Consider the following 20,964-nt stretch of genomic DNA (forward strand, 5'->3'; position numbering starts at 1 on the left):
GGCCTATATGCCTCGGCTGACGCGCTGGATGGTCGCCTCGGCCTCGCTGATTGCCTCAGGAGTTCCGACGGTCAGCCATTCGCCAGCCAGTTTCAGCCCGCACAGACGTCCGGCTGCAATGGCGCGATCGAAATAGATATTGAGGTTGAATGGTTCAGACGGTGCATCGGCGAGAAAACCGGGCATCAGCACCAGTGCACCGGCATAGATGACAGGATTTGCATCGCCTGCTTTGTAACGGGTCAAACGGCCGTCCGGATGCAGCGAAAAGTCGATTTTGCCATTGTGCCCGGTCGTCCGCTCCGGATCTGCGCAGAGCATGGCGATATCCATTGTTTGCGGATCGAACATTGCCGCAAGCTGCCGCAAGTTGGAGAGTTCATGCTCTGGTTCGCCGATCCAAAAGAGATCGGCGTTCATCACGAATGCCGGTGACGGGCTTAGCCGTTTCAAGCCTTTGACCAAACCGCCGCCAGAATCCATCAGTCGGTCGCGTTCATCGGAAATTCGGATATCGATGCCCGGACAAGCTCCGAGATGCGCTTCCATCTGGTCGGCATGGTGATGCACGTTGACCACCACTGTCTCAACGCCAGCCTCAGCAAGCGCTTCCAGAGCGTAGTCGATCATCGCCTTGCCGCTGATTTTCACCAGGGGTTTTGGAATAGTGTCGGTGATCGGCCGCATCCGCGTGCCGAGACCGGCCGCGAGCACCATGGCTTGGGTGATTTTCATTGTGACTACGCCGCTGATTCGGGAAGTTCGATTCCAGCTTCAATACACCAGTCGCGCAAGGGGGCGAGCGCCGGATGTTCGAAAGCGACCGACAGATGCCAAAGCGTGCGCGGCATGTGCTTCATATAGCCGTCTTTACCGTCGCGCTCCTTCAAACGCACCCATAGGCCACACAGCTTGCAGGCGCGTTGAGCGGCCATGATAGCCCAGCTTTTCTGGAACAAAGCGTCATCGAAGGCGGGCGACATCCGCCGCAGCGCGAGATAGTCGGCCATCATCTGGTCGGCCAGCGGGCGTTCGACAGTTACCCGTGCATCCTGGACGATTGACGCGAGATCATAGGCCGATGGTCCGATCATCGCATCCTGGAAATCGATGATGCCGATCCGGTCGTGACCGGTTTTGTCGCCTCGCCAGATGATGTTCGGCGAATGGAAATCTCGCAGCACCAGCGAGGTCTCCGTATCGGCAAGCTGATCGATCAGGTCATCCCAGATGCCGAGATAAGACCGACGCGCGTCGTCGCTGACTGCGAGACCACCGCGTTTCCACGGCAGATGCCAGTCGATCAGCAATTCGACTTCCATCTTCATCGCGGTGCGGTCGAAATCCGGGATTTCATGGGTTCGACTATCGCCAAGCGATATGTCTCGTTCGAAAGACGTGCCATGAATGGCGGCAAGGCAAGCGACACTGGCGCGGTAGCGGTCCGCAATCGGTCGGCCCGCCTCGTCGAGTATGCCCTGGCTGCCAAGGTCCTCAAGCAACAGGATGCCTGCTTCGCAATCGCTGGCCAGAATAGCCGGTGCCGAAAAGCCGCGTTCCCGCAGAGCCTGGTCGATCGCCACGAAAGGATAGACATCCTCCGCGATATGAGCGATTTGCGAATAGCGCTTGCCATCGCGAATGATGGGCCCGTTGGGCCGTTTTGGCGCATCCATCAGCACGAGCCGTGACTGCTCGCCAACCGGATAGACGAATTCATAGGCTCGCGTCGAGGCGTCGCCCATCAGATGCCGGCGCGCGGCATTTCCATAGCCGTTCTCGTCGAGAAAACCGCGGATCTGCAAGACCCGCCGGATCCTGGCAAGCTTTACCTCCGGGCCGGATATCGTCAGGTGACGACCGCCATCGGCGGTGAAGGCAAAGTGAATGTCGATCCTCGATTTCGGCAACGCCCCGCCGGCCTTGTCCGGCCATTCCACCAGACATATTCCGGTCGCAATCGCTTCGTCGAAGCCGAGTTCGTCAAGTTCGCTGGGATCTGACAGCCGGTAGAGATCGAAATGCGCGACCGGCAGCCGAAGCTCGTAGCTCTGCACCAGCGTGAAGGTCGGGCTTGGTACTTCCAGTTCGGGATCATCGGCGATCGCCCGAAGCAGCGCGCGGCTGAGCGTCGATTTGCCGGCGCCCAGATCCCCGTGCAGGGCCAGACAATCGCCCGCCTGCACTGCCAGTGCCAGATCCTCACCCAGCCGCTTGGTTGCCGCATCGTCCGGCAGATCCAGCATGATCGGGGGTAGGCGTTCGCTCATTCTGCGGCGGCGATGGCTTGCGGCACGCTGGCGGATGGGATGCGGCAATGCACGGTCGTGCCAAGGCCGGGCGCGCTGTCGATCGACACCTTGCCGCTGTGCAGATTGACAAAGCTCTGTACGATGGACAGGCCAAGGCCCGGTCCGCTGCGCTTTCCACCCTTGCCATGCGTCGAGAAACGATCGAACACGGTCGAAAGCATTTCTTCGCTCATGCCGCAGCCCTTGTCGGTCACCGAGAAGACAAAATCAGTGTCTTCGCGCCAGCATTTCATCGCGACAACCGAGCCCTCGGGGGCAAAGTTCACGGCGTTTGTCAGCAGCTTTATCAGGATCTGTTTCAGGCGCTGCCGATCGGCGATGACGTAACCAAGCTGGCTGGCCGCAGCAATCTCCAGTGTCACGCCGCCTTCCTGCAGGCGATCGGTCATCTGCATCGAGACATCGTCGAGCAGATCGTTCAGATCGATCTCGGAATAATCGAGCTGCATGATACCGGCATCGACCGTCGCCAGGTCGAGAATATCATTGACGATAGTCAGCAGAACCGAGGACGAGGTCGAGATATGATCGACATACTCGGCTTGTCGCTCGTTGAGCGGGCCGATAGTCGGCGTCTTGAGCAGGTCGGTAAAGCCGATGATATTGGTCAGTGGCGAACGCAGCTCGTAGGAAACGTGCTGGACAAAATCGTTCTTCAGCTCGTCTGCCTTGCGCAGCGCTTCGTTCTTTTCCTTCAAGGCCCGCTCGGCACGAACGCTGTCGGTCATGTTGACAAAGGTCAGCATGGTCTGGGCGTTTGGCAGCGGCGTGACCGCATAGTCGAGCACAAGTCCGGAATAGAGCTCCAATGTGCCCTGGCTCGACGGACGCTCGTCTTCGAAGCTGGTGATGATCTTGCCAAAGGCTTTCCAGCCATCGGGCCGATCATAGGACGGCGCGCAGGTGGCCTCGATCGTGCGGATATGCGTACCAACGGCAGTCTCGGCGTCGGTGACACCCCAGAGCGCGCGGAATGCCGGGTTGGACAGCTGAATACGGCCATCCGGCCCGAACACGGCAACACCTTCCGACAGGTGATCGATGGTTTCGCCCTGAACCTGGAGCAGGGTGTTGTAGCGTGTCTCGAGATCGACCTGTTCGGTCAGGTTCTCGAACACCCAGGTTGCGCCGCCTTGCGGATGCGCTGACGCGATGACGCGCAGGGTCTGGCCATTCGGCAGATGCCAGAGATCGGTCTGAGTCTCGAGCGATCGATAGACGGAAAGGGTATTTTCCTTCCACGCCTTCCAGCTCAGCTGCTCCGGCAATTTGTTCGCCGAGCGCAAACGGTCGAGAATTTCGGCGTTGTCGGGTTTCGATTCGAGGAATTTCGGTTCCAGTGCCCAGAGCGAGACAAAGGCCTGATTGTAGAACTGCAACCGACGCTCGCCGTCGAAGATCGCGACCGGGGTGCCGAGATGATCGAGTGTTTCGGCATGGCTTTTCAGCGTACGGGCCAGTTCCTCGCGCAAGGCTTCGGTGCCGGAGACATCGATTGCCATGCCGCACGAACCGCCGGGGCCGCGGATATCGACAACGTCGAAGAAGGTTCGCGCGCCGCGTACGGCGGTCGATACAGTGTCGTGGAACGGTGATTCCGGCGTCGTGCTCGCCTTGATCTTCTCGCGTGTCAGGCTGCTCAGGACTTCGCGTCCCTCCTGGATTGCCTGGTCGGGAGAGCTGGCTTCTACCGCTTCGCAATAGGCCTGGTTGACCCAGGTCAGGCGACCGTCGCCGTCACGCTGCCAGACCGGCTGCTCGATCGAGTCGAGCAGGGATTCGAAGGTCGCGATGGAGCTGCGCAGCCGGTTGCGCTCGATCTTCAGTTCCGCCAGTTCTGCGCGCAGATTGTTGAGGGCAACAAAATGGGCAAAGGCCCTTCCACCAGACAGGCGGCCCTGAACCTCGATGACTTCACCACGCTGTGTCTCGATCACCAGGTCGAAGGTTTTTGCATTTGAGCGCAGCGCTTCGATCGCCTTTTCGAGTTCGCTCGCCGAACTTGGTTTCAGCCAGCGTCCCAAAGCCAGAAACTCGTTGTCCGATTGTGGAGCGCCGGTATCGGCCGGCAGCTGGCCGAGAAACTCTGCCTTGCCGTTCTGCCCGTCCCACATCACGATCCGCCGACTGTTGTCGGCAATAACGGCATGATAGCCGGAAATCTTCTGCTGGTTGTCCGACAGTGTCGAGCGAATGTCGCGGTTCTCGGATTCCAGGCGATTGCGTTGGCGGATCAGCAGGATCGATGAAAACACAGCAGCCGACACCACGCCGATGACAAGCGCGTAACCCGCCATATCGACGCTGGTAAGCAGCGGCGTTCCGCCTTCATCAGTCGTCTGGGCATGAGCAAGCGCCGGCAGCAGCAGACCGGCCAGAGCCGAACCGTTTGCCAGCACACGACGCCACGAGACCACTGCGTGCTTGCGCGCGATCGAGCGAAGGGATTGCCCCTGTTGATGTGTCATTTGCCGCCAGAGGCCAGATTTAGACGCCGTCATAGCCGTCTCCCGCGAAAGCGGGTCGCATTGATGTACCGACATGCTCGGTCTGTCTCCGTCTTATTATGTGCCGCATCGTCGACAAGACATCCGATTTCGAGTCCACGCCCATCGGGCGGTCCACGAATCAAGTCCTAAACAATACCGCCGATGGAAAGTGTCGGGAAGGCCGGCGGGCAAAAAAGAAGGCGCGGCATTTGTCAATGCCGCGCCTACCACATCTGGTATTATGCAGAGATTAATTAATAGCGATAGTGTTCAGACTTGAAAGGACCCTGCTGCGTGACGCCGATATAGGCAGCCTGCTCGCTAGAAAGTTCGGTCAGCTTCACGCCGAGCTTGGCGAGATGCAGACGGGCGACCTTTTCATCGAGGTGCTTTGGCAGAACGTAGACGTCGTTCTTGTATTCGCCGGGCTTGGTGAACAACTCGATCTGGGCCAGCGTCTGGTTGGTGAACGAGGCCGACATCACGAAGGATGGGTGGCCGGTTGCATTTCCGAGGTTCAGCAGGCGACCTTCCGACAGGAGGATCATGCGGTTGCCCTTCGGGAACTCGATCATGTCGACCTGCGGCTTGACGTTGGTCCACTTGAGGTTCTTCAGCGCGGCAACCTGGATCTCGTTGTCAAAGTGGCCGATATTGCCGACGATCGCCATGTCCTTCATCTCGCGCATATGCTCGATGCGGATGACGTCCTTGTTGCCGGTCGTGGTGATGAAGATGTCGGCCGAAGAAACAACGTCCTCCAGCGTGACGACCTCAAAGCCATCCATGGCGGCCTGAAGCGCGCAGATCGGATCAACTTCCGTGACCTTGACGCGGGCACCGGCGCCCTGGAGCGAGGCGGCCGAACCCTTGCCGACGTCGCCATAGCCGCAGACGACGGCAACCTTGCCGGCCATCATCACGTCCGTACCGCGGCGGATGCCGTCGACCAGCGATTCCTTGCAGCCGTACTTGTTGTCGAACTTCGACTTGGTGACCGAGTCGTTGACGTTGATCGCCGGGAAGGGAAGGAGACCCTTCTTTGAAAGTTCGTACAGGCGGTGCACGCCCGTGGTGGTTTCTTCGGTCACGCCCTTGATGGCATCGCGCTGCTTGGTGAACCAGCCAGGTGTTGCAGCCAGGCGCTTCTTGATCTGCGCGACGAGGATTTCTTCTTCTTCCGACTGCGGATTGGACAGAACGTCCTCGCCAGCTTCGGCGCGGGCGCCGAGCAGGATGTACATGGTGGCATCGCCGCCATCATCGAGGATCATGTTGGAGAAGCCACCATCGGTCCACTGGAAGATCTTGTCGGTGTATTCCCAATACTCGGTCAGTGATTCGCCCTTGACGGCGAAGACCGGAATGCCGGCAGCGGCGATAGCAGCAGCAGCATGGTCCTGGGTCGAGAAGATGTTGCACGATGCCCAGCGCACTTCGGCGCCGAGAGCGATCAGCGTTTCAATCAAAACGCCCGTCTGGATAGTCATGTGCAGGGAGCCGGTGATGCGTGCACCCTTGAGCGGCTTGCTGTCGCCGAATTCGCTGCGGCAGGACATCAGGCCCGGCATTTCGGTTTCGGCGATGTCGAGTTCCTTGCGTCCGAAATCGGCGAGACCGATATCGGCAATGACGTAATCATGTTGGCTCATGGTGTTCTCCGGCTAAATGTGGCCCGGTTCCCGGCATTCGCTGACAGGACCGATACGGATGTGCCGCCCGCAACAACCATTGCAGGCCATGCCGCCTCTGTAACAGGGATCGGGGGCATTGGCAATTAGACATAAAGAAGTCTTTATGTCTTTATGTGTGATCGGTTAAATCTCTTCGCCAAACTTGTCGGCAATCAGCGTTTCCAGCGCCTCTATGACGGCGATCGCCTGATTGCCGGTGGCGCTGACATGGATCGAGCATCCGGGGCTTGCGGCCAGCATCATCAGCCCCATGATCGACGTACCACCGACGGTGGTGCCATCCTTGGACACGCTCACGGCTGCATCGAAGCCGCCGACCATCTGGACGAATTTCGCCGAAGCACGTGCATGCAGTCCGCGTTTGTTGATGATCAGCATTTCGCGGGCGATCGGACCAGTCATGATGTCTTACTTTCCGCTGAGCACACGGCTGGCAACGTTGATGTATTTGCGCCCGGCTTCGGATGCCTCGATCAGCGCCCGGTCCATGTCATTGTCACCGCGCACACCGGCGAGTTTGATCAGCATCGGCAGGTTGACGCCGGCGATGACCTCGATCCGGCCGTTGTTCATGACAGAAATTGCGAGATTGGAGGGTGTCCCGCCAAACATGTCGGTCAGGATAATTACACCATGGCCGTCATCGGCCCGCAGAACCGCGTCAAGAATGTCCTGACGGCGCTGGTCCATATCATCATCCGGGCCGATCGAAACGGTCTCGATATTTTTTTGTGGGCCGACGACATGCTCCACCGCATGGTGAAACTCTTCAGCCAGCTTGCCATGTGTGACAAGCACAAGTCCGATCATTCTTTACTGCCCCTTAGCGCAAACATTGGCCAAATAACGCAACACGGAGGCTCCGTCTATCAGCACGAGGCCATCTTGGCGATGAAAATGGGAAGTGCAAGCCCAGAATCATACGCTCCGAATAAGGGCGAAGATATGGGAAAGTGGAAATCGGACAGACTGGGGGACACGGATAACGGGAAGGTGAATTGTTTTCGTGACTTCCAATTGTTCCTGATCCGGTGGCAATCGGTCGGCGTCAGCCGACGCGACGGGCACGATTGCGTAGTGCAGCGGAGCCTGCTCGACCCACTGCATCCTGACGATACCGCTGTGGCGCAATTCAAGAAGCCCGCGGATGCTGGCTGGCCCGCGTCCGATGATCTGGTCATCTTCGCGCGAAACGATCACCCGGTCGTCGGAGATCAGTGCCGAGGACTGTCCGCCAAGACGCGCTTCGGCCATGCAGTCAAAGGCCAAGGACGATTTTCCGGCTCCTGACGGGCCAACGAATATCAGACCGATCCCGTCAACGATGATGGCGCTCGCGTGAATGTTTTCGCCAATGTCTGTCATGCCGGAGCATCGATCGGAAGAGTGAGAACGAAGCGCGCGCCCAGCAGTGCCTTGCTGTCCGGATCGATGACATTCTCTGCCCGTAGCGTCCCGCCATGTGCTTCTGCGATCTGTCGGCTGATCGACAGGCCAAGACCGGAATTCTGGCCAAAGCTCTCTCCATCAGGACGGTCGGTGTAGAAGCGCTCGAAAATACGGTCGATATTCTCGGCCTGGATGCCGGGGCCATTGTCTTCGATCTGAACCAGGCATCGCCCACGTGTGCGCGACAGGCGAACCCTGATCCGGCCGCCCTGTTCGGGAACGAAGGAGCGGGCATTTTCGATCAGGTTGGTGATGATCTGCCCCAGACGCAGGTCATGGCCATTGACCAGGAACCGCGCCTTGGAACCAGGCTTCTGGTCGATGATATAGTCGATTTCGACAGCCTTCTTGCCGCTGCGGATTTCGCGCGAGATATCCACGAGGCTCGATAGCAGGACCTCCATGTCGACCGGCTTGGCGTCGGAACGTGCTAGCTCCGCATCAAGGCGTGAGGCGTCGGAAATGTCGCTGATCAGCCGGTCGAGGCGCCGCACGTCGTGCTGGATGATATCCATCAGCCGCTGCCGCGACTGATCGGACTTGGCCAGAGGCAGCGTCTCGACGGCAGACCGCAGCGAGGTGAGGGGGTTCTTCAGCTCATGGCTGACATCCGCTGCAAAACTCTCGATTGCATCGATGCGGTCATAGAGTGCGGTTGTCATCTCGCGCAAGGCGATCGACAGGTTGCCGATTTCGTCCTGACGGGCCGAGAAGTCCGGGATTTCTTCGCGCTCGCGCGCACCGCGACGCACCCGGATGGCCGCTGCCGCAAGCCGGCGCAGCGGATTGGCGATGGTCGAGGACAGGAGCAGCGACACGACGATGTTGACGAGCGTCGCCACGCCGAAGACGCGCATGATCGCCAGGCGCTCGGCATGTACGATCTTGTCGATATCGCCGGCCTGGGTGGACAGCAGGAGCACGCCGAGTACGGCGCGGAAACGCTGGACCGGCACGGCAACAGAAACGATCAGCTCGCCCTGATCCGTCACTCGGACCACGGCACCACGCACACCGGTCAGCGCATTCATCACTTCCGGATAGATCGAACCGTCGCCACCGGGTGCTTCCTTATAGACCGGCAGATTGCCCGGCTGCAGTACCGTGTTGAAGATCCGCGCTACCCAGTTGGTCAGGCTTGAGGAATCATTGTCCACCGGCGGCAGGTCGAAACGCAGGACCTGGCCGCGGGAATAGAGATGACGGGAATCGAGCAGCAGATTGGCATCGGCGTCGAACAGCCGGGCGCGAGTGCGCGTCGGTGAGATGAGCCGGCGCAACACGGGTGCGACGCGCTCCGGATTGATCGGAAATTCCAGGTCTTCGTCATTCGGGACCGGCGTGATGCTTTGGCCGGCCTGCAACTCCAGCAGTTTTTCCGGGTCGATGGTGATCGAATTGGTATCAACCGACGCCGACGCGGAAATTGCGCCGGCGATGATTTCCCCTTGGGTGAGCAGGCTCTCGACACGCGCATCAATCAGTCCCTCGCGGAACTGATTGAGATACATGATCCCGCCGACCAGAACGATCAGGGCCGCCAGATTGAAGAAGACAATCCGCCGTGTCAGGCTCGAAAACAGAGCATGGCCGAAGATGCGCCGGATCAGGGTGAACGGGTGGGTAAAGAGCCGGCGCGACTCCGAGGCGCCTTCCAGCTCCTCCAAGGTGTCTTCATCTACCTGCTTGGCCAAACTCCACCCTTTCGCCTGCCGTTCTAACCGCTAGTGCTCAAGCCGAAGCCATTTGCCCAGGACCATGAGCCCCAAGTCTCGGCAGATCTCCGCGGTCAACGGTCAGGTTTGTTCACGCTGCTTCGCGGAAGCGGTAGCCCACGCCGTAGAGCGTTTCAATCATGTCGAAGTCCGTATCGACCATTTTGAACTTCTTGCGCAGCCGTTTGATATGGCTGTCGATGGTTCGGTCGTCGACATAAACCTGCTCATCGTAAGCTGCGTCCATCAGCGCGTCGCGGCTTTTGACAACGCCGGGGCGCTGTGCGAGCGACTGCAGGATGAGGAATTCGGTGACCGTCAGGGTCACTGGATCGCCCTTCCAGGTGCAGGTATGGCGTTCCTGGTCCATCACCAGTTGGCCGCGCTCCAGCGTTCGAGCTTGTTGCTCGGCCGTTGGCTTGCCGGGGCCGCCGATGGCGGACAGGTTTTCGCGATTGGCTGCCCGGCGCAGGATTGCCTTGACGCGCTCCACCAGCAGCCGCTGCGAAAACGGCTTGGTGATGAAATCGTCAGCACCCATTTTCAAGCCGAACAGTTCGTCGATTTCCTCATCCTTGGAGGTAAGGAAGATGACGGGAATGTCAGATTTCTGGCGCAGACGACGCAGCAGTTCCATGCCGTCCATGCGCGGCATCTTGATGTCGAAGATGGCAAGCTGCGGAGGCCGTGCGAGCAGGCCGTCCAGCGCAGAGGCGCCATCGGTATAGGTCTCGACCTTGTATCCTTCTGCCTCGAGCGCGATCGAGACCGAAGTGAGGATATTGCGGTCGTCATCCACGAGCGCGATCGTCTGCATGCTGTACGTCTCCATCGTCATGTAAGCGCTGCTCCTGGTGTGTCACCCAGCCCAGCTCTGGTGGCATGGCAGTGCTTAATGGGGATAAAGGTGGAACAAATTGTGGCAAAGATAAAGGGACGATGTTGCTGAGGCTCTTGGCGCGCGCAGATCACTGCCTGAAGCACCCTCTTGGGTTGTGCCTCCCCTTGGAATGGAACGAGAACTAAACGATTTAAAAATGCTTTCAGCAATTTAAATCGATTAAATAATTGATATCATTATATTATTTAAGAAGCCCCACTTGCCTTTCTAAAATTCACCGACTAATTTCTACCTATTCAAGTATTGTGGCTCACGTTGAGAGGATGCGCGCCCATGGAGGAATTCGGTGTAAATAACCCCGCAATTGGGGTCGCGACGATCGGTCTCGGCAATGCCGCCAGCGTTCGCTACAACCTGGGCGAAGGCCTCCTTTACGAGGAATCGATTCGCCGCGGCGAGGCTGAGCTCACTGCGGATGGCGCATTGCGCGCCCTGACTGGTCAGCACACCGGGCGTTCCGCCAAGGACAAGTTTGTCGTGCGCGATGGCAAGGCAGATGGCCAAATCTGGTGGGACAACAACAAGCCACTGTCGCCTGAGCATTTTTCCGTCCTGCACCGGGACATGCTTGCTCATGCTGCAGGCAAGGATCTGTTCGTTCAGGATCTGATCGGTGGTGCCGACAAGGACAATGCGCTTCCGACCCGCGTTGTGACGGAATTCGCCTGGCATTCGCTGTTCATCCGCAATCTTCTGATTCGTCCCGACCGTTCGGCTCTCGCTGCGTTTGTACCCAAGCTGACGATCATCGACCTGCCGAGCTTCCGCGCGGATCCAGACCGCCACGGCTGCCGCAGCGAGACGGTCATTGCTTGCGACCTGACCAATGGCATCGTTCTGATAGGCGGCACGTCCTATGCCGGTGAGATGAAAAAGTCGGTCTTCACGGTCCTTAACTACCTTCTGCCGCCAAAGGGCGTTATGCCGATGCATTGCTCGGCCAATGTCGGTCCGGATGGCGATGCTGCCGTCTTCTTCGGCCTGTCGGGCACTGGCAAGACGACGCTGTCTGCCGATCCGAGCCGAACGCTGGTTGGCGACGACGAGCATGGCTGGGGTGAAAACGGCATCTTCAACTTTGAGGGCGGTTGCTATGCCAAGACCATCCGTCTTTCGGCTGAAGCTGAGCCGGAGATCTACGCCACGACCAAGCGTTTCGGCACGGTTCTCGAAAACGTCGTTCTCGACGAAAACCGCATTCCGGATTTCAACGATGGCTCGCTGACCGAAAATACCCGCTGTGCCTATCCGCTGCACTTTATTCCAAACGCATCGGAAACCGGTACTGCACCGCATCCGAAGACGATCATCATGCTGACGGCCGATGCCTTTGGCGTGCTGCCGCCGATCGCCCGCCTGACGCCTGAGCAGGCCATGTACCACTTCCTGTCTGGTTATACCGCCAAGGTTGCCGGCACGGAAAAGGGCGTGACCGAGCCGGAAGCAACCTTCTCGACCTGCTTTGGTGCGCCGTTCATGCCGCGTCATCCGACCGAATACGGCAACCTGCTGCGCGATTTGATTGCCCGTCACGAGGTCGACTGCTGGCTGGTCAACACCGGCTGGACCGGTGGCGCTTACGGCACCGGCAACCGCATGCCGATCAAGGCGACTCGCGCTTTGCTCACGGCTGCGTTGAGGGGCGAGTTGAAAAAGGCCGAGATGCGGACGGATCCGAACTTCGGATTTGCCGTTCCAGTGGTCGTGGATGGTGTCGATACCAAGATCCTCGACCCGCGCTCGACCTGGTCCGATGGGGCCGCCTATGACGTGCAAGCCAGGAAACTCGTCGGCATGTTCATCAACAACTTCGCCAAGTTTGAAGCCCATGTCGATGGCAAGGTGCGCGACGCGGCGCCTGGTGTTGCGATCGCAGCCGAATAAGTCCGGCTTCAGAAACTGACATGAAAGGCCCGGTGGAGTTTCGCCGGGCCTTTTCTTGTCGCTTGCCTTGTTGCTGTTTGTTGCCGATATGGAATGTCTGACAGACACGACGTGAAGAACTATGGCCAGCGATCCGCTTTACATCAACAACCGCATCACCATAGCGGGCTGGGAACTGGCCGAGCAGTTCGTTCTGGCCGGTGGCCCGGGCGGCCAGAACGTCAACAAGGTCTCGACGGCTGTTCAACTGTTCTTCAACATCCTCGGATCGCCCGCCCTCAATGATCGGGTCAAGCAGAATGCGGCGGCATTGGCTGGCCGGCGCCTGTCCAAGGAAGGCGTGCTGATGATCGAGGCCAATCGATTTCGCAGCCAGGAACGCAATCGCGAAGATGCGCGCGAACGCCTGAAGGAACTGATCCTGAAGGCCGCCGAACCGCCACCACCACCGCGGCGCAAAACTAAGCCAACCAAAGGATCGGTGGAGCGCCGTCTGAAGGAAAAGTCCGGGCGCTCCGAGGTGAAAAAAATGCGCGGCAGACCGGGTGGAGACTAATTCAGCTGTCTTTAAATTAGAAAATCACTTGTCTTTTGCAGGCCTCTGCAGTCATCTGGTCGATAACAACCAAGGAGGGCTACCGATGGGCTTTTTCAATTTCATCAAGAGCGCCGGCAAGAAGCTTGGACTGGGCGGCGAGGACGAAGCGCCGGATGTCGAAGCGGTCAAGAAGGAACTGGCCTCCCACGATCTTGGCACGGACAAGGTTGACGTCGAGGTCGTCAATGACAAGATCGTCTTGAAGGGCGTGGTCAAGGATCAGTCGATTTTTGAAAAGGCAGTCGTTGCTGTTGGCAATACGCTCGGCATTTCCACCGTGGAAGCCACCGAGTTGAAGATTGCCGAGGCGGACAGCGCTGCACCTGTCGCTGCAAAGGAACCGGTTTTTCATACGGTCAAGAAGGGCGACAATTTGTGGAAGATCGCCGAAGCCGCATATGGCAAGGGCAAGGGTGCAAAGCATACGCTGATTTTCGAAGCGAACCGGCCGATGCTCAGCCATCCGGACAAGATCTATCCGGGCCAGGTGTTGCGCATCCCCCCGCTTGCCGACTAACCTCGTTTGAGGGCAACGGAAGCAAAGACAAAGAACGTGAAGACAAAACTGCCCCTCTCGGAGGGGCTTATTCATTTTCCCGGCTATTTTGACCGGGCCGAACAGGACGTCCTGGTGACTGCGGTGCGAGATGTGGTGGCGGAAGCACCTCTGTATGTGCCTGTCATGCCTGGCACCGGCAAACCCATGTCCGTGCGCATGACCAATTGCGGGTCGCTCGGCTGGGTAACGGACAAGGAGCGCGGCTATCGCTACCAGGCGACCCATCCAGTCACAGGCAGGCCTTGGCTTGCAATCCCGCAGATGCTTGTTGATCTCTGGCGCGAGGTGTCCGACTACGACAAGGATCCGGAAGCCTGCCTTGTCAATTTCTACGGCGACGATGCCAAGATGGGTCTGCACCAGGACCGGGACGAGACCGATTTTAACGCTCCCGTTGTCTCCGTTTCCCTCGGCAACAGTTGCCTCTTCCGCATCGGCGGATTGGAGCGCAAGGATCGAACCAGTTCGCTAAAGCTCGACAGCGGCGATGTCTTTGTGTTGGGCGGAGCAGGCAGGCTCTGCTTTCACGGCGTCGACCGAATCTATCCCGGCACCTCGACACTGCTGAAAAACGGCGGCCGCATCAATCTGACCCTGCGGCGCGTTAATCCCTGATCCATAGCCGGCGATCGATCGCCTACAATTTTCTCAGCGCGACTTTCTCTACAAGGTGATTGCTGCCCTTGCGCAGGATCAGATCGGCGCGCGGTCGTGTCGGCAGGATGTTTTCCCGCAGGTTTTTCAAATTGATGTTGTTCCACAAGCCTTCGGCAATGGTCATCGCTTCAGGCTCGCTGATCGTCGCATAGCGATGGAAATAGGAGTTCGGATCGCGAAAAGCCGTCTGTCTGAGGCGCATGAAGCGCTCGACATACCAGCGATGGATCGCATTCTCATCGGCATCGATATAGATCGAGAAATCGAAGAAATCCGAGACCATCGGCACGATCTTGCCGTCTGCCGGCAGATTGCGCGATTGCAGAACATTGATACCCTCGAAAATCAGGATGTCCGGCCGGTCGATCACCACATGTTCGTTGGGGAGTACGTCATAGATCAGGTGCGAATAGCAAGGCGCCTTGACGTTCGGCAGTCCCGCCTTGATCGCCGACAGGAAGCGCAGCAGTGCGCCGATGTCGTAGCTTTCGGGGAAACCCTTACGGTTGAGGATATCATTCTTGGTCAGGTGCGCGTTGGGATAGAGAAAGCCGTCCGTGGTGACCAGATCGACCTTTGGGCTCGAAGGCCAGCGCGCGAGAAGTTCTTTCAGGATGCGCGCCGTGGTCGATTTTCCAACTGCGACGGACCCGGCAATGCCGATGACGAACGGCGTCTTGAAAACGTCCGACATGCTGAGGAATCGATTGCGTTGCTCGAACAGCAGTTGCGAGGATTCGACATGTGACGAGAGCAGGCGCGACAGTGACAGATAGATCCGCCGCACCTCATCAAGATCGATCGGGTCGTCGATCGACCGCAGCCGATGCACTTCGTCGGCTGTCAAAGTCAGCGGCGTATCGGCGCGAAAATGCGCCCATTCCTCGGAATCGAAGAACAGATAGGGCGAATAGCCATTGGCCTGGAAATGGTCGAGGACTTCTGGCGCTTCGGATTCCCGTATAGATATCGTCATGGATCCTGCCGGCTGGCCTTCTCGTTCAGGCCCGTCTGAGCGGTTCTGCGCTCAAGTTCCTGCATCACGTCTTGTAAAGGTATGTCCGCAATTTTCAATACGACCATCAGGTGATAGAGCAGGTCGGCGCTTTCGTAGACGAGGTTCTCCCGATCGTTCTGAACCGCTGCCATAACAGCCTCGATGGCTTCCTCGCCAAGTTTCTTTGCCGCCTTGTTCTGCCCGCCCGCGACGAGTTTCGCCGTCCAGGATTGGTCCGGGGTAGCCTTGGCGCGCTTTGCCACGATGGCTTCGAGATCGGAGAGGGAAAAAGCGGTCATATCTGCCTTCCTTGCGCTCAGTCGAGCCGCATCGCGATGCCTGCTTCGGCCATGTAGGCCTTGGCCTCGGCGATCGAATAGTTGCCGAAGTGGAAGATGGAGGCGGCAAGCACGGCCGTTGCGTGACCGTCGCGAATGCCGGCGACCAGATCGTCGAGATTGCCGACGCCGCCGGACGCGATCACCGGCACCCGGACGCTGTCTGCGATGGTACGCGTCAGGCCGATATCATAGCCACTTTTGGTGCCGTCCCGGTCCATCGAGGTCACCAGCAATTCGCCAGCGCCGCGTTCGACCATCTTGATGGCGAATTCGACAGCGTCGATTCCGGTTGGCTGGCGTCCACCGTGGGTGAAGATTTCCCACCTGTCGGTTTCCCCGCTGGCAGAGACCTTCTTGGCGTCGATCGACACGACGATGCACTGGTTGCCGAATTTGTCGGCTGCTTCAGCGACGAAATCGGGGTTGTTGACCGCTGCCGAATTGATCGAAACCTTGTCCGCGCCGCAAAGCAGCAGCTTGCGGATATCGGCAACTGCGCGCACGCCACCACCGACGGTCAGCGGCATGAAGCAATGATCGGCCGTCTGGGCGACGACGTCGAAGATCGTGTCGCGATTGTCTGATGAAGCGGTGATGTCGAGGAAACAGAGTTCGTCGGCGCCAACTGCATCATATGCCTTTGCGGCCAGCACGGGATCGCCGGCATCGATCAGGTCGACAAAATTGACGCCCTTGACGACACGGCCGTCCTTGACGTCGAGACAGGGAATTACGCGGGCTTTGAGCGTCATGGAATTGTCCTCTCAGCCTTTGGCTGCCTTGATCAGCGCAAGCGCTTCTGCAGGGTCAATGCGGCCATCATAAAGCGCGCGGCCGGATATGGCACCTTCGAGCTTCTGTGCATCGGGCTGCAGCATGCGGCGAACGTCTTCGATCGAGGCAAGGCCACCCGATGCGATGACAGGAATAGAGACCGCTTCGGCCAGTTCCAGTGTCGACGCCCAGTTGATGCCGGCCAGAATGCCGTCGCGATCGATATCGGTATAGATGATCGCGGCAACACCGGCACCTTCGAAACGCTTGGCAAGCTCGATCACGCCGAGTTCGGAGGCTTCCGCCCAGCCTTCGACCGCCACCTTGCCACCCTTGGCATCGATACCGACGGCAACCTTGCCGGGGAAGCGCTTGCAGGCCTCGATAACCAAAGCCGGGTCGCGCACTGCGATCGTACCCAGGATCACGCGAGACAGGCCGCGCGATAGCCAGTTTTCGATATGCTCCAGCGTGCGGATGCCGCCGCCGAGCTGCACCGGGTTTTTGGTAGCTTTCAGGATCGCGTCGACGGCGGCACCGTTGACACTTTCTCCGGCAAAGGCGCCGTTGAGGTCAACGACGTGCAGCCATTCGAACCCTTGTGTTTCGAAGTCGCGCGCCTGTGCAGCCGGATCCGGATTGTAGACGGTGGCCTGGTCCATGTCGCCGAGTTTCAGGCGAACGCACTGGCCGTCCTTCAGGTCGATGGCGGGAAATAGGATCATGACAGAAATCCGAAAAAGAGGGTCAGGGCTTCCAGGTGAGGAAATTGGCGATCAGCTTGAGACCAAGCGTCTGGCTCTTTTCCGGATGGAATTGCGCGCCGACCATGTTGTCCCGGCCGACAAAGGCCGTCATTGCGCCACCATAGTCTGTGGTCGCAATCACGTCCGAGGCGTGTTTGGCCGCAAGATGATAGGAGTGGACGAAATAGGCATGCAGGCCATTTGGGCCTGTGGCGATCCCGTCGAAAAGTGGATGCTGGTGCCTGAGCGTCAGCGTGTTCCAGCCGATCTGCGGGATCTTGAGCGTGGGATCGGCAGGTGTCATCTCGATGACATCGCCTTCTATCCAGCCGAAACCTTGCGTCGTGGTCTTTTCAAGGCCGCGCGAGGACATCAGCTGCATGCCAACGCAGATCCCGAAGAAAGGTCTGCCCTTGTGCTCGACGACATCGACGATCGCGTCATGCATGCCGGGAACCGCATCGAGCCCGCGGCGGCAGTCGGCATAGGCGCCGACCCCCGGAAGTACGATCCTGTCGGCCGTGGCCACCCTGTCTGCCTGATCGGTCAGCTCGATCGTCACGTCAAGAACAGCCTCGCGCGCCGCGCGTTCGAAAGCCTTGGTCGCCGAGCGCAGGTTGCCAGATCCGTAGTCGATGATCGCTACACGCATGTCATATCCTTTCCGCTCGACGCTCCGGCTCGTAGCCGACAGCGGAGCAAGGTGCAGATCACTTCCGCTGTGCGGAAACGTCCTGCCGTCACAATGTACCCTTGGTGGACGGGATACGGTTCGCCTGGCGCGGGTCTATTTCCGTGGCCGTCCGCAGCGCCCGTGCCACCGCCTTGAAGCAGGTCTCGGCGATATGGTGGTTGTTGGCGCCGTAATGGTTCAGCACATGCAGTGTGATGCCGGCATTCTGCGCCAGGGCCTGGAAGAACTCGCGCACCAGTTCTGTGTCAAAGGTACCGATCTTCGGCGCGCTGAAATTGACGTTCCACACTAGAAACGGCCGACCGGACACATCGATGGCCGCCTTGGTCATGGTTTCGTCCATCGCAAGGTCGATCGACGAATAGCGCGTGATGCCCTTGCGCTCGCCCAGAGCCTTGGAGATCGCTTGGCCCAGCGCAATGCCGGTGTCTTCGACGGTGTGATGATCGTCGATATGCAGGTCACCTTTCACGTCGATATGCATGTCGATCAGCGAATGGCGGCAGAGCTGGTCCAGCATATGGTCGAAGAAGCCCACGCCGGTCGAGATCTTGCCGGTGCCGGTGCCGTCGATATCGACGGAAACGGACACCGAGGTCTCGTTTGTCTTGCGGGAAATCTCGCCTTTGCGCTCTGCCATCGGGCTGCTCCATGGGAATAATGGCCGTTCCATATCAGCAGGTGAGGCAAATATCCAGAAGTTACATTGCCTTGCCGCAAGGCGCCGGCAGCGGACTGTCGGCCATGATTGCAATCGCCAAAAGGCAACTTACATAGGTTCCGACGAACGGCCGCTGGCCGAAGCAAACAAGGCCCGGTGTTCGGGCATATAGGTGTTTGATGACAACGATTATTACAGTTCGCAAGGGCGACAAGGTCGTGATGGCCGGCGATGGTCAGGTGAGCCTTGGCCAGACCGTGATGAAGGGTAATGCCCGCAAGGTCCGCCGCATCGGCAAGGGTGGCGAAGTTATCGCCGGTTTCGCGGGAGCGACCGCGGATGCCTTTACCCTTCTCGACCGTCTGGAAAAGAAGCTGGAGCAATATCCCGGCCAGTTGATGCGCGCGGCCGTCGAGCTTGCCAAGGATTGGCGCACCGATAAATACCTGCGCAACCTCGAGGCGATGATGCTTGTCGCCGACAAGACGATCACGCTTGCAATCACCGGTAATGGAGACGTGTTGGAGCCGGAACATGGCACGATGGCCATCGGCTCCGGTGGCAACTTTGCCTATGCCGCAGCCCGGGCCTTGATGGACAGCGATCGTTCCGCCGAAGAGATCGCCCGTCGCGCCATGCAGATTGCCGGCGAAATCTGCGTCTATACCAATGACAGCGTCATTATCGAGACCCTGGACGTCGCTTGAGCCCGTCTGTCCGGTCCATGAAACCATGTTCAAGCAGTCGAGCATTCTCTGCTACTGCCAGGAGTAAAACCACATGAGCAATTTTTCTCCGCGCGAGATCGTTTCCGAGCTCGATCGCCATATCATTGGCCAGCACGACGCCAAGCGCGCCGTGGCGATCGCATTGCGCAATCGCTGGCGCCGGCAGCAGCTTTCGGACGATCTGCGCGATGAGGTCATGCCGAAGAACATCCTGATGATCGGGCCGACCGGTGTCGGCAAGACCGAGATCTCCCGTCGTCTGGCCAAACTCGCCGGCGCTCCATTCATCAAGGTCGAGGCGACCAAGTTTACCGAAGTCGGCTATGTCGGCCGCGATGTCGAGCAGATCATCCGCGATCTGGTCGAGATCGGCATCACCCTTGTCCGCGACAAGAAACGCAACGAGGTCGAGGCGAAGGCGCATGCGCTTGCCGAAGAACGCGTCCTTGATGCGCTGGTCGGTTCGACATCGTCACCGGCAACCCGCGACAGCTTCCGCAAGAAGCTGCGCAATGGCGAGCTGGACGACAAGGAAATCGATATCGAAGTGGCCGACGCAGGATCCGGCATGCCGGGCGGTTTCGAAATACCGGGCATGCCCGGTGCCAATGTCGGCATCCTCAACATTTCGGAAATGTTCGGCAAGGCCATGGGCAACCGGACGAAAAAGGTACGCACCACGGTCAAGTCTTCCTACAATGACCTGATCCGCGACGAATCCGACAAGCTGATCGACAATGAAGTGATCCAGCGCGAGGCCGTGCGTTCGGTCGAGAACGACGGGATCGTGTTTCTCGACGAGATCGACAAGATCGCCGCCCGGGAAGGTGGCGTCGGTGCCGGCGTATCGCGTGAAGGCGTGCAACGCGACTTGCTGCCGCTGGTCGAGGGCACCACGGTTTCGACCAAATACGGCCCGGTGAAAACGGACCATATCCTCTTCATTGCGTCTGGCGCCTTCCATGTCTCGAAACCATCGGACCTTCTGCCGGAACTGCAGGGCCGCTTGCCGATCCGGGTCGAGCTGAAACCGCTGACCAAGGAAGACTTCCGTCGGATCCTGACCGAGACCGAGGCAAGCCTGATCCGCCAGTACAAGGCGCTGATGGCGACCGAAGAGCTGAACCTCGATTTTACCGAGGATGCGATCGACGCTCTGGCCGATGTCGCAGTCAAACTGAACACCACGGTCGAGAATATAGGTGCGCGGCGACTTCAGACGGTGATGGAACGGGTTCTGGACGATATTTCGTTCAATGCACCGGATCGCGGCGGCGCAGTGGTGATGATCGACTCGGATTATGTGCAGAAGCACGTGGGCGACCTGGCTGCCGATACCGACCTCAGCCGCTATATCCTGTGATCTTTGTGCACCTATGGCGCTCTTTCCCTCCCGCAGTATCGGGAAAGTGAGAGCGCCGAAGGTCGACAATGCAGGCTGTGCTTATGTAAGGAGTGGATTAGTGGATCTGCGGCCCGCGCATTGTGGTGACGGGGATCTAATCTGCGGCTCAGTCTGAGGACGGCGAAGCGTGCTATCTTTCATCCGGACTTTTCTTCTCACGGTCGCTTTTGCGGGCTCGCTGGCTTCCGCGTCGAACGCTGCGCAGGCGGTACCGGCGGGCAATCGAAATATCGAGCAGCCGCCAATTCCGGGCGCATCTGTCCGCCGCACCAAGGCCGGCAAGACCAGCTTTGATCTAGAAATTACGGAAAAGGTTCGCGATCTGCTGCGCGACGATGATGCCCTGGTGGGCAAGATCAA

At 58.9% G+C, this 20,964-nt stretch carries 22 protein-coding genes; 7 read left to right on the forward strand and 15 right to left on the reverse strand.

The features are described from left to right. Positions 1–3: 3 nt before the first annotated feature. From PDO_RS18875 to PDO_RS18915, 9 genes are all read right to left on the reverse strand, one after another. Complete coding sequence (locus PDO_RS18875; protein ID WP_007605701.1) at positions 4–735, reverse strand: nucleotidyltransferase family protein; 732 nt, start codon at positions 733–735, stop codon at positions 4–6. Between the two features lie 5 nt (positions 736–740). After that, the gene (locus PDO_RS18880) at positions 741–2,270 is read right to left on the reverse strand and encodes a bifunctional tRNA (adenosine(37)-N6)-threonylcarbamoyltransferase complex ATPase subunit type 1 TsaE/phosphotransferase (RefSeq protein WP_007605703.1); all 1,530 of its coding nucleotides are present in this window, start codon (positions 2,268–2,270) and stop codon (positions 741–743) included. Continuing rightward, positions 2,267–4,813 carry a PAS domain-containing sensor histidine kinase gene (locus PDO_RS18885; RefSeq protein ID WP_007605704.1) on the reverse strand — a complete coding sequence of 849 codons (2,547 nt, stop codon included), beginning with the start codon at positions 4,811–4,813 and terminating at the stop codon, positions 2,267–2,269. Before PDO_RS18885 ends, PDO_RS18880 begins: the two co-directional genes overlap by 4 nt. A gap of 242 nt (positions 4,814–5,055) precedes the next feature. Beyond that, complete coding sequence (ahcY, locus tag PDO_RS18890; RefSeq protein ID WP_007605705.1) at positions 5,056–6,453, reverse strand: adenosylhomocysteinase; 1,398 nt, start codon at positions 6,451–6,453, stop codon at positions 5,056–5,058. 165 nt (positions 6,454–6,618) lie between these two features. Further along, on the reverse strand, positions 6,619–6,897 hold the full coding sequence (locus tag PDO_RS18895) for an HPr family phosphocarrier protein (RefSeq protein WP_007605706.1): 279 nt from the start codon (positions 6,895–6,897) through the stop codon (positions 6,619–6,621). Positions 6,898–6,903: 6 nt separating this feature from the next. Continuing rightward, positions 6,904–7,305 (reverse strand): PTS sugar transporter subunit IIA, encoded by a 402-nt coding sequence (locus tag PDO_RS18900; protein WP_007605712.1) that lies wholly within the window; start codon positions 7,303–7,305, stop codon positions 6,904–6,906. A 108-nt stretch (positions 7,306–7,413) separates the two neighbouring features. Beyond that, positions 7,414–7,860, reverse strand: coding sequence for an HPr kinase/phosphorylase (locus PDO_RS18905; protein ID WP_007605715.1), 447 nt, complete (start codon positions 7,858–7,860; stop codon positions 7,414–7,416). Continuing rightward, positions 7,857–9,638, reverse strand: a complete 1,782-nt coding sequence (locus PDO_RS18910; protein ID WP_007605718.1) for a sensor histidine kinase — start codon at positions 9,636–9,638, stop codon at positions 7,857–7,859. Before PDO_RS18910 ends, PDO_RS18905 begins: the two co-directional genes overlap by 4 nt. Before the next feature lie 112 nt (positions 9,639–9,750). Further along, positions 9,751–10,476: a response regulator transcription factor gene (locus PDO_RS18915; protein ID WP_085995842.1), complete on the reverse strand. Its 726-nt coding sequence runs from the start codon at positions 10,474–10,476 to the stop codon at positions 9,751–9,753. A gap of 357 nt (positions 10,477–10,833) precedes the next feature. Between PDO_RS18915 and PDO_RS18920 the strand changes: the two genes are divergently transcribed. The 4 genes from PDO_RS18920 to PDO_RS18935 all read left to right on the forward strand — a co-directional run bounded on the left by PDO_RS18920 (position 10,834) and on the right by PDO_RS18935 (position 14,216). Then, positions 10,834–12,444, forward strand: coding sequence for a phosphoenolpyruvate carboxykinase (locus tag PDO_RS18920; protein WP_007605722.1), 1,611 nt, complete (start codon positions 10,834–10,836; stop codon positions 12,442–12,444). A gap of 121 nt (positions 12,445–12,565) precedes the next feature. Further along, positions 12,566–13,000: an alternative ribosome rescue aminoacyl-tRNA hydrolase ArfB gene (gene arfB, locus PDO_RS18925; RefSeq protein WP_007605724.1), complete on the forward strand. Its 435-nt coding sequence runs from the start codon at positions 12,566–12,568 to the stop codon at positions 12,998–13,000. A gap of 85 nt (positions 13,001–13,085) precedes the next feature. Beyond that, positions 13,086–13,559: a peptidoglycan-binding protein LysM gene (lysM, locus tag PDO_RS18930; RefSeq protein WP_007605726.1), complete on the forward strand. Its 474-nt coding sequence runs from the start codon at positions 13,086–13,088 to the stop codon at positions 13,557–13,559. 36 nt (positions 13,560–13,595) lie between these two features. After that, on the forward strand, positions 13,596–14,216 hold the full coding sequence (locus PDO_RS18935) for an alpha-ketoglutarate-dependent dioxygenase AlkB family protein (protein ID WP_007605727.1): 621 nt from the start codon (positions 13,596–13,598) through the stop codon (positions 14,214–14,216). 22 nt (positions 14,217–14,238) lie between these two features. Here the strand turns inward: PDO_RS18935 and coaA are convergent, their stop codons facing one another. From coaA to hisB, 6 genes are all read right to left on the reverse strand, one after another. Further along, positions 14,239–15,234: a type I pantothenate kinase gene (gene coaA / locus PDO_RS18940; RefSeq protein WP_007605728.1), complete on the reverse strand. Its 996-nt coding sequence runs from the start codon at positions 15,232–15,234 to the stop codon at positions 14,239–14,241. Further along, positions 15,231–15,554 carry a phosphoribosyl-ATP diphosphatase gene (locus PDO_RS18945; protein ID WP_007605729.1) on the reverse strand — a complete coding sequence of 108 codons (324 nt, stop codon included), beginning with the start codon at positions 15,552–15,554 and terminating at the stop codon, positions 15,231–15,233. Before PDO_RS18945 ends, coaA begins: the two co-directional genes overlap by 4 nt. Positions 15,555–15,571: 17 nt before the next feature. After that, on the reverse strand, positions 15,572–16,348 hold the full coding sequence (gene hisF, locus PDO_RS18950) for an imidazole glycerol phosphate synthase subunit HisF (protein ID WP_007605730.1): 777 nt from the start codon (positions 16,346–16,348) through the stop codon (positions 15,572–15,574). 12 nt (positions 16,349–16,360) lie between these two features. Beyond that, on the reverse strand, positions 16,361–17,095 hold the full coding sequence (gene hisA, locus PDO_RS18955; RefSeq protein WP_007605731.1) for a 1-(5-phosphoribosyl)-5-[(5-phosphoribosylamino)methylideneamino]imidazole-4-carboxamide isomerase: 735 nt from the start codon (positions 17,093–17,095) through the stop codon (positions 16,361–16,363). 22 nt (positions 17,096–17,117) lie between these two features. Beyond that, a complete protein-coding gene (hisH, locus tag PDO_RS18960) occupies positions 17,118–17,768 on the reverse strand; it encodes an imidazole glycerol phosphate synthase subunit HisH (protein ID WP_007605740.1) in 651 nt (216 codons plus the stop codon). Between the two features lie 88 nt (positions 17,769–17,856). Continuing rightward, positions 17,857–18,450, reverse strand: coding sequence for an imidazoleglycerol-phosphate dehydratase HisB (gene hisB / locus PDO_RS18965; protein WP_007605741.1), 594 nt, complete (start codon positions 18,448–18,450; stop codon positions 17,857–17,859). 200 nt (positions 18,451–18,650) lie between these two features. Here hisB and hslV point away from each other — a divergent pair, with 200 nt between their 5' ends. From hslV to PDO_RS18980, 3 genes are all read left to right on the forward strand, one after another. Beyond that, on the forward strand, positions 18,651–19,178 hold the full coding sequence (gene hslV / locus PDO_RS18970) for an ATP-dependent protease subunit HslV (RefSeq protein WP_007605742.1): 528 nt from the start codon (positions 18,651–18,653) through the stop codon (positions 19,176–19,178). 73 nt (positions 19,179–19,251) lie between these two features. Continuing rightward, entirely contained in the window at positions 19,252–20,562 is a 1,311-nt protein-coding gene (gene hslU, locus PDO_RS18975; RefSeq protein WP_007605743.1) for an ATP-dependent protease ATPase subunit HslU, read from the forward strand. A 169-nt stretch (positions 20,563–20,731) separates the two neighbouring features. After that, positions 20,732–20,964 (forward strand): DUF1402 family protein (locus tag PDO_RS18980; RefSeq protein WP_007605744.1); only part of this gene is annotated, 233 nt, incomplete at its 3' end.

The sequence above is a fragment of the Rhizobium sp. PDO1-076 genome (assembly GCF_000247475.1).
In the GTDB taxonomy this organism is placed as follows: Bacteria; Pseudomonadota; Alphaproteobacteria; order Rhizobiales; family Rhizobiaceae; genus Allorhizobium.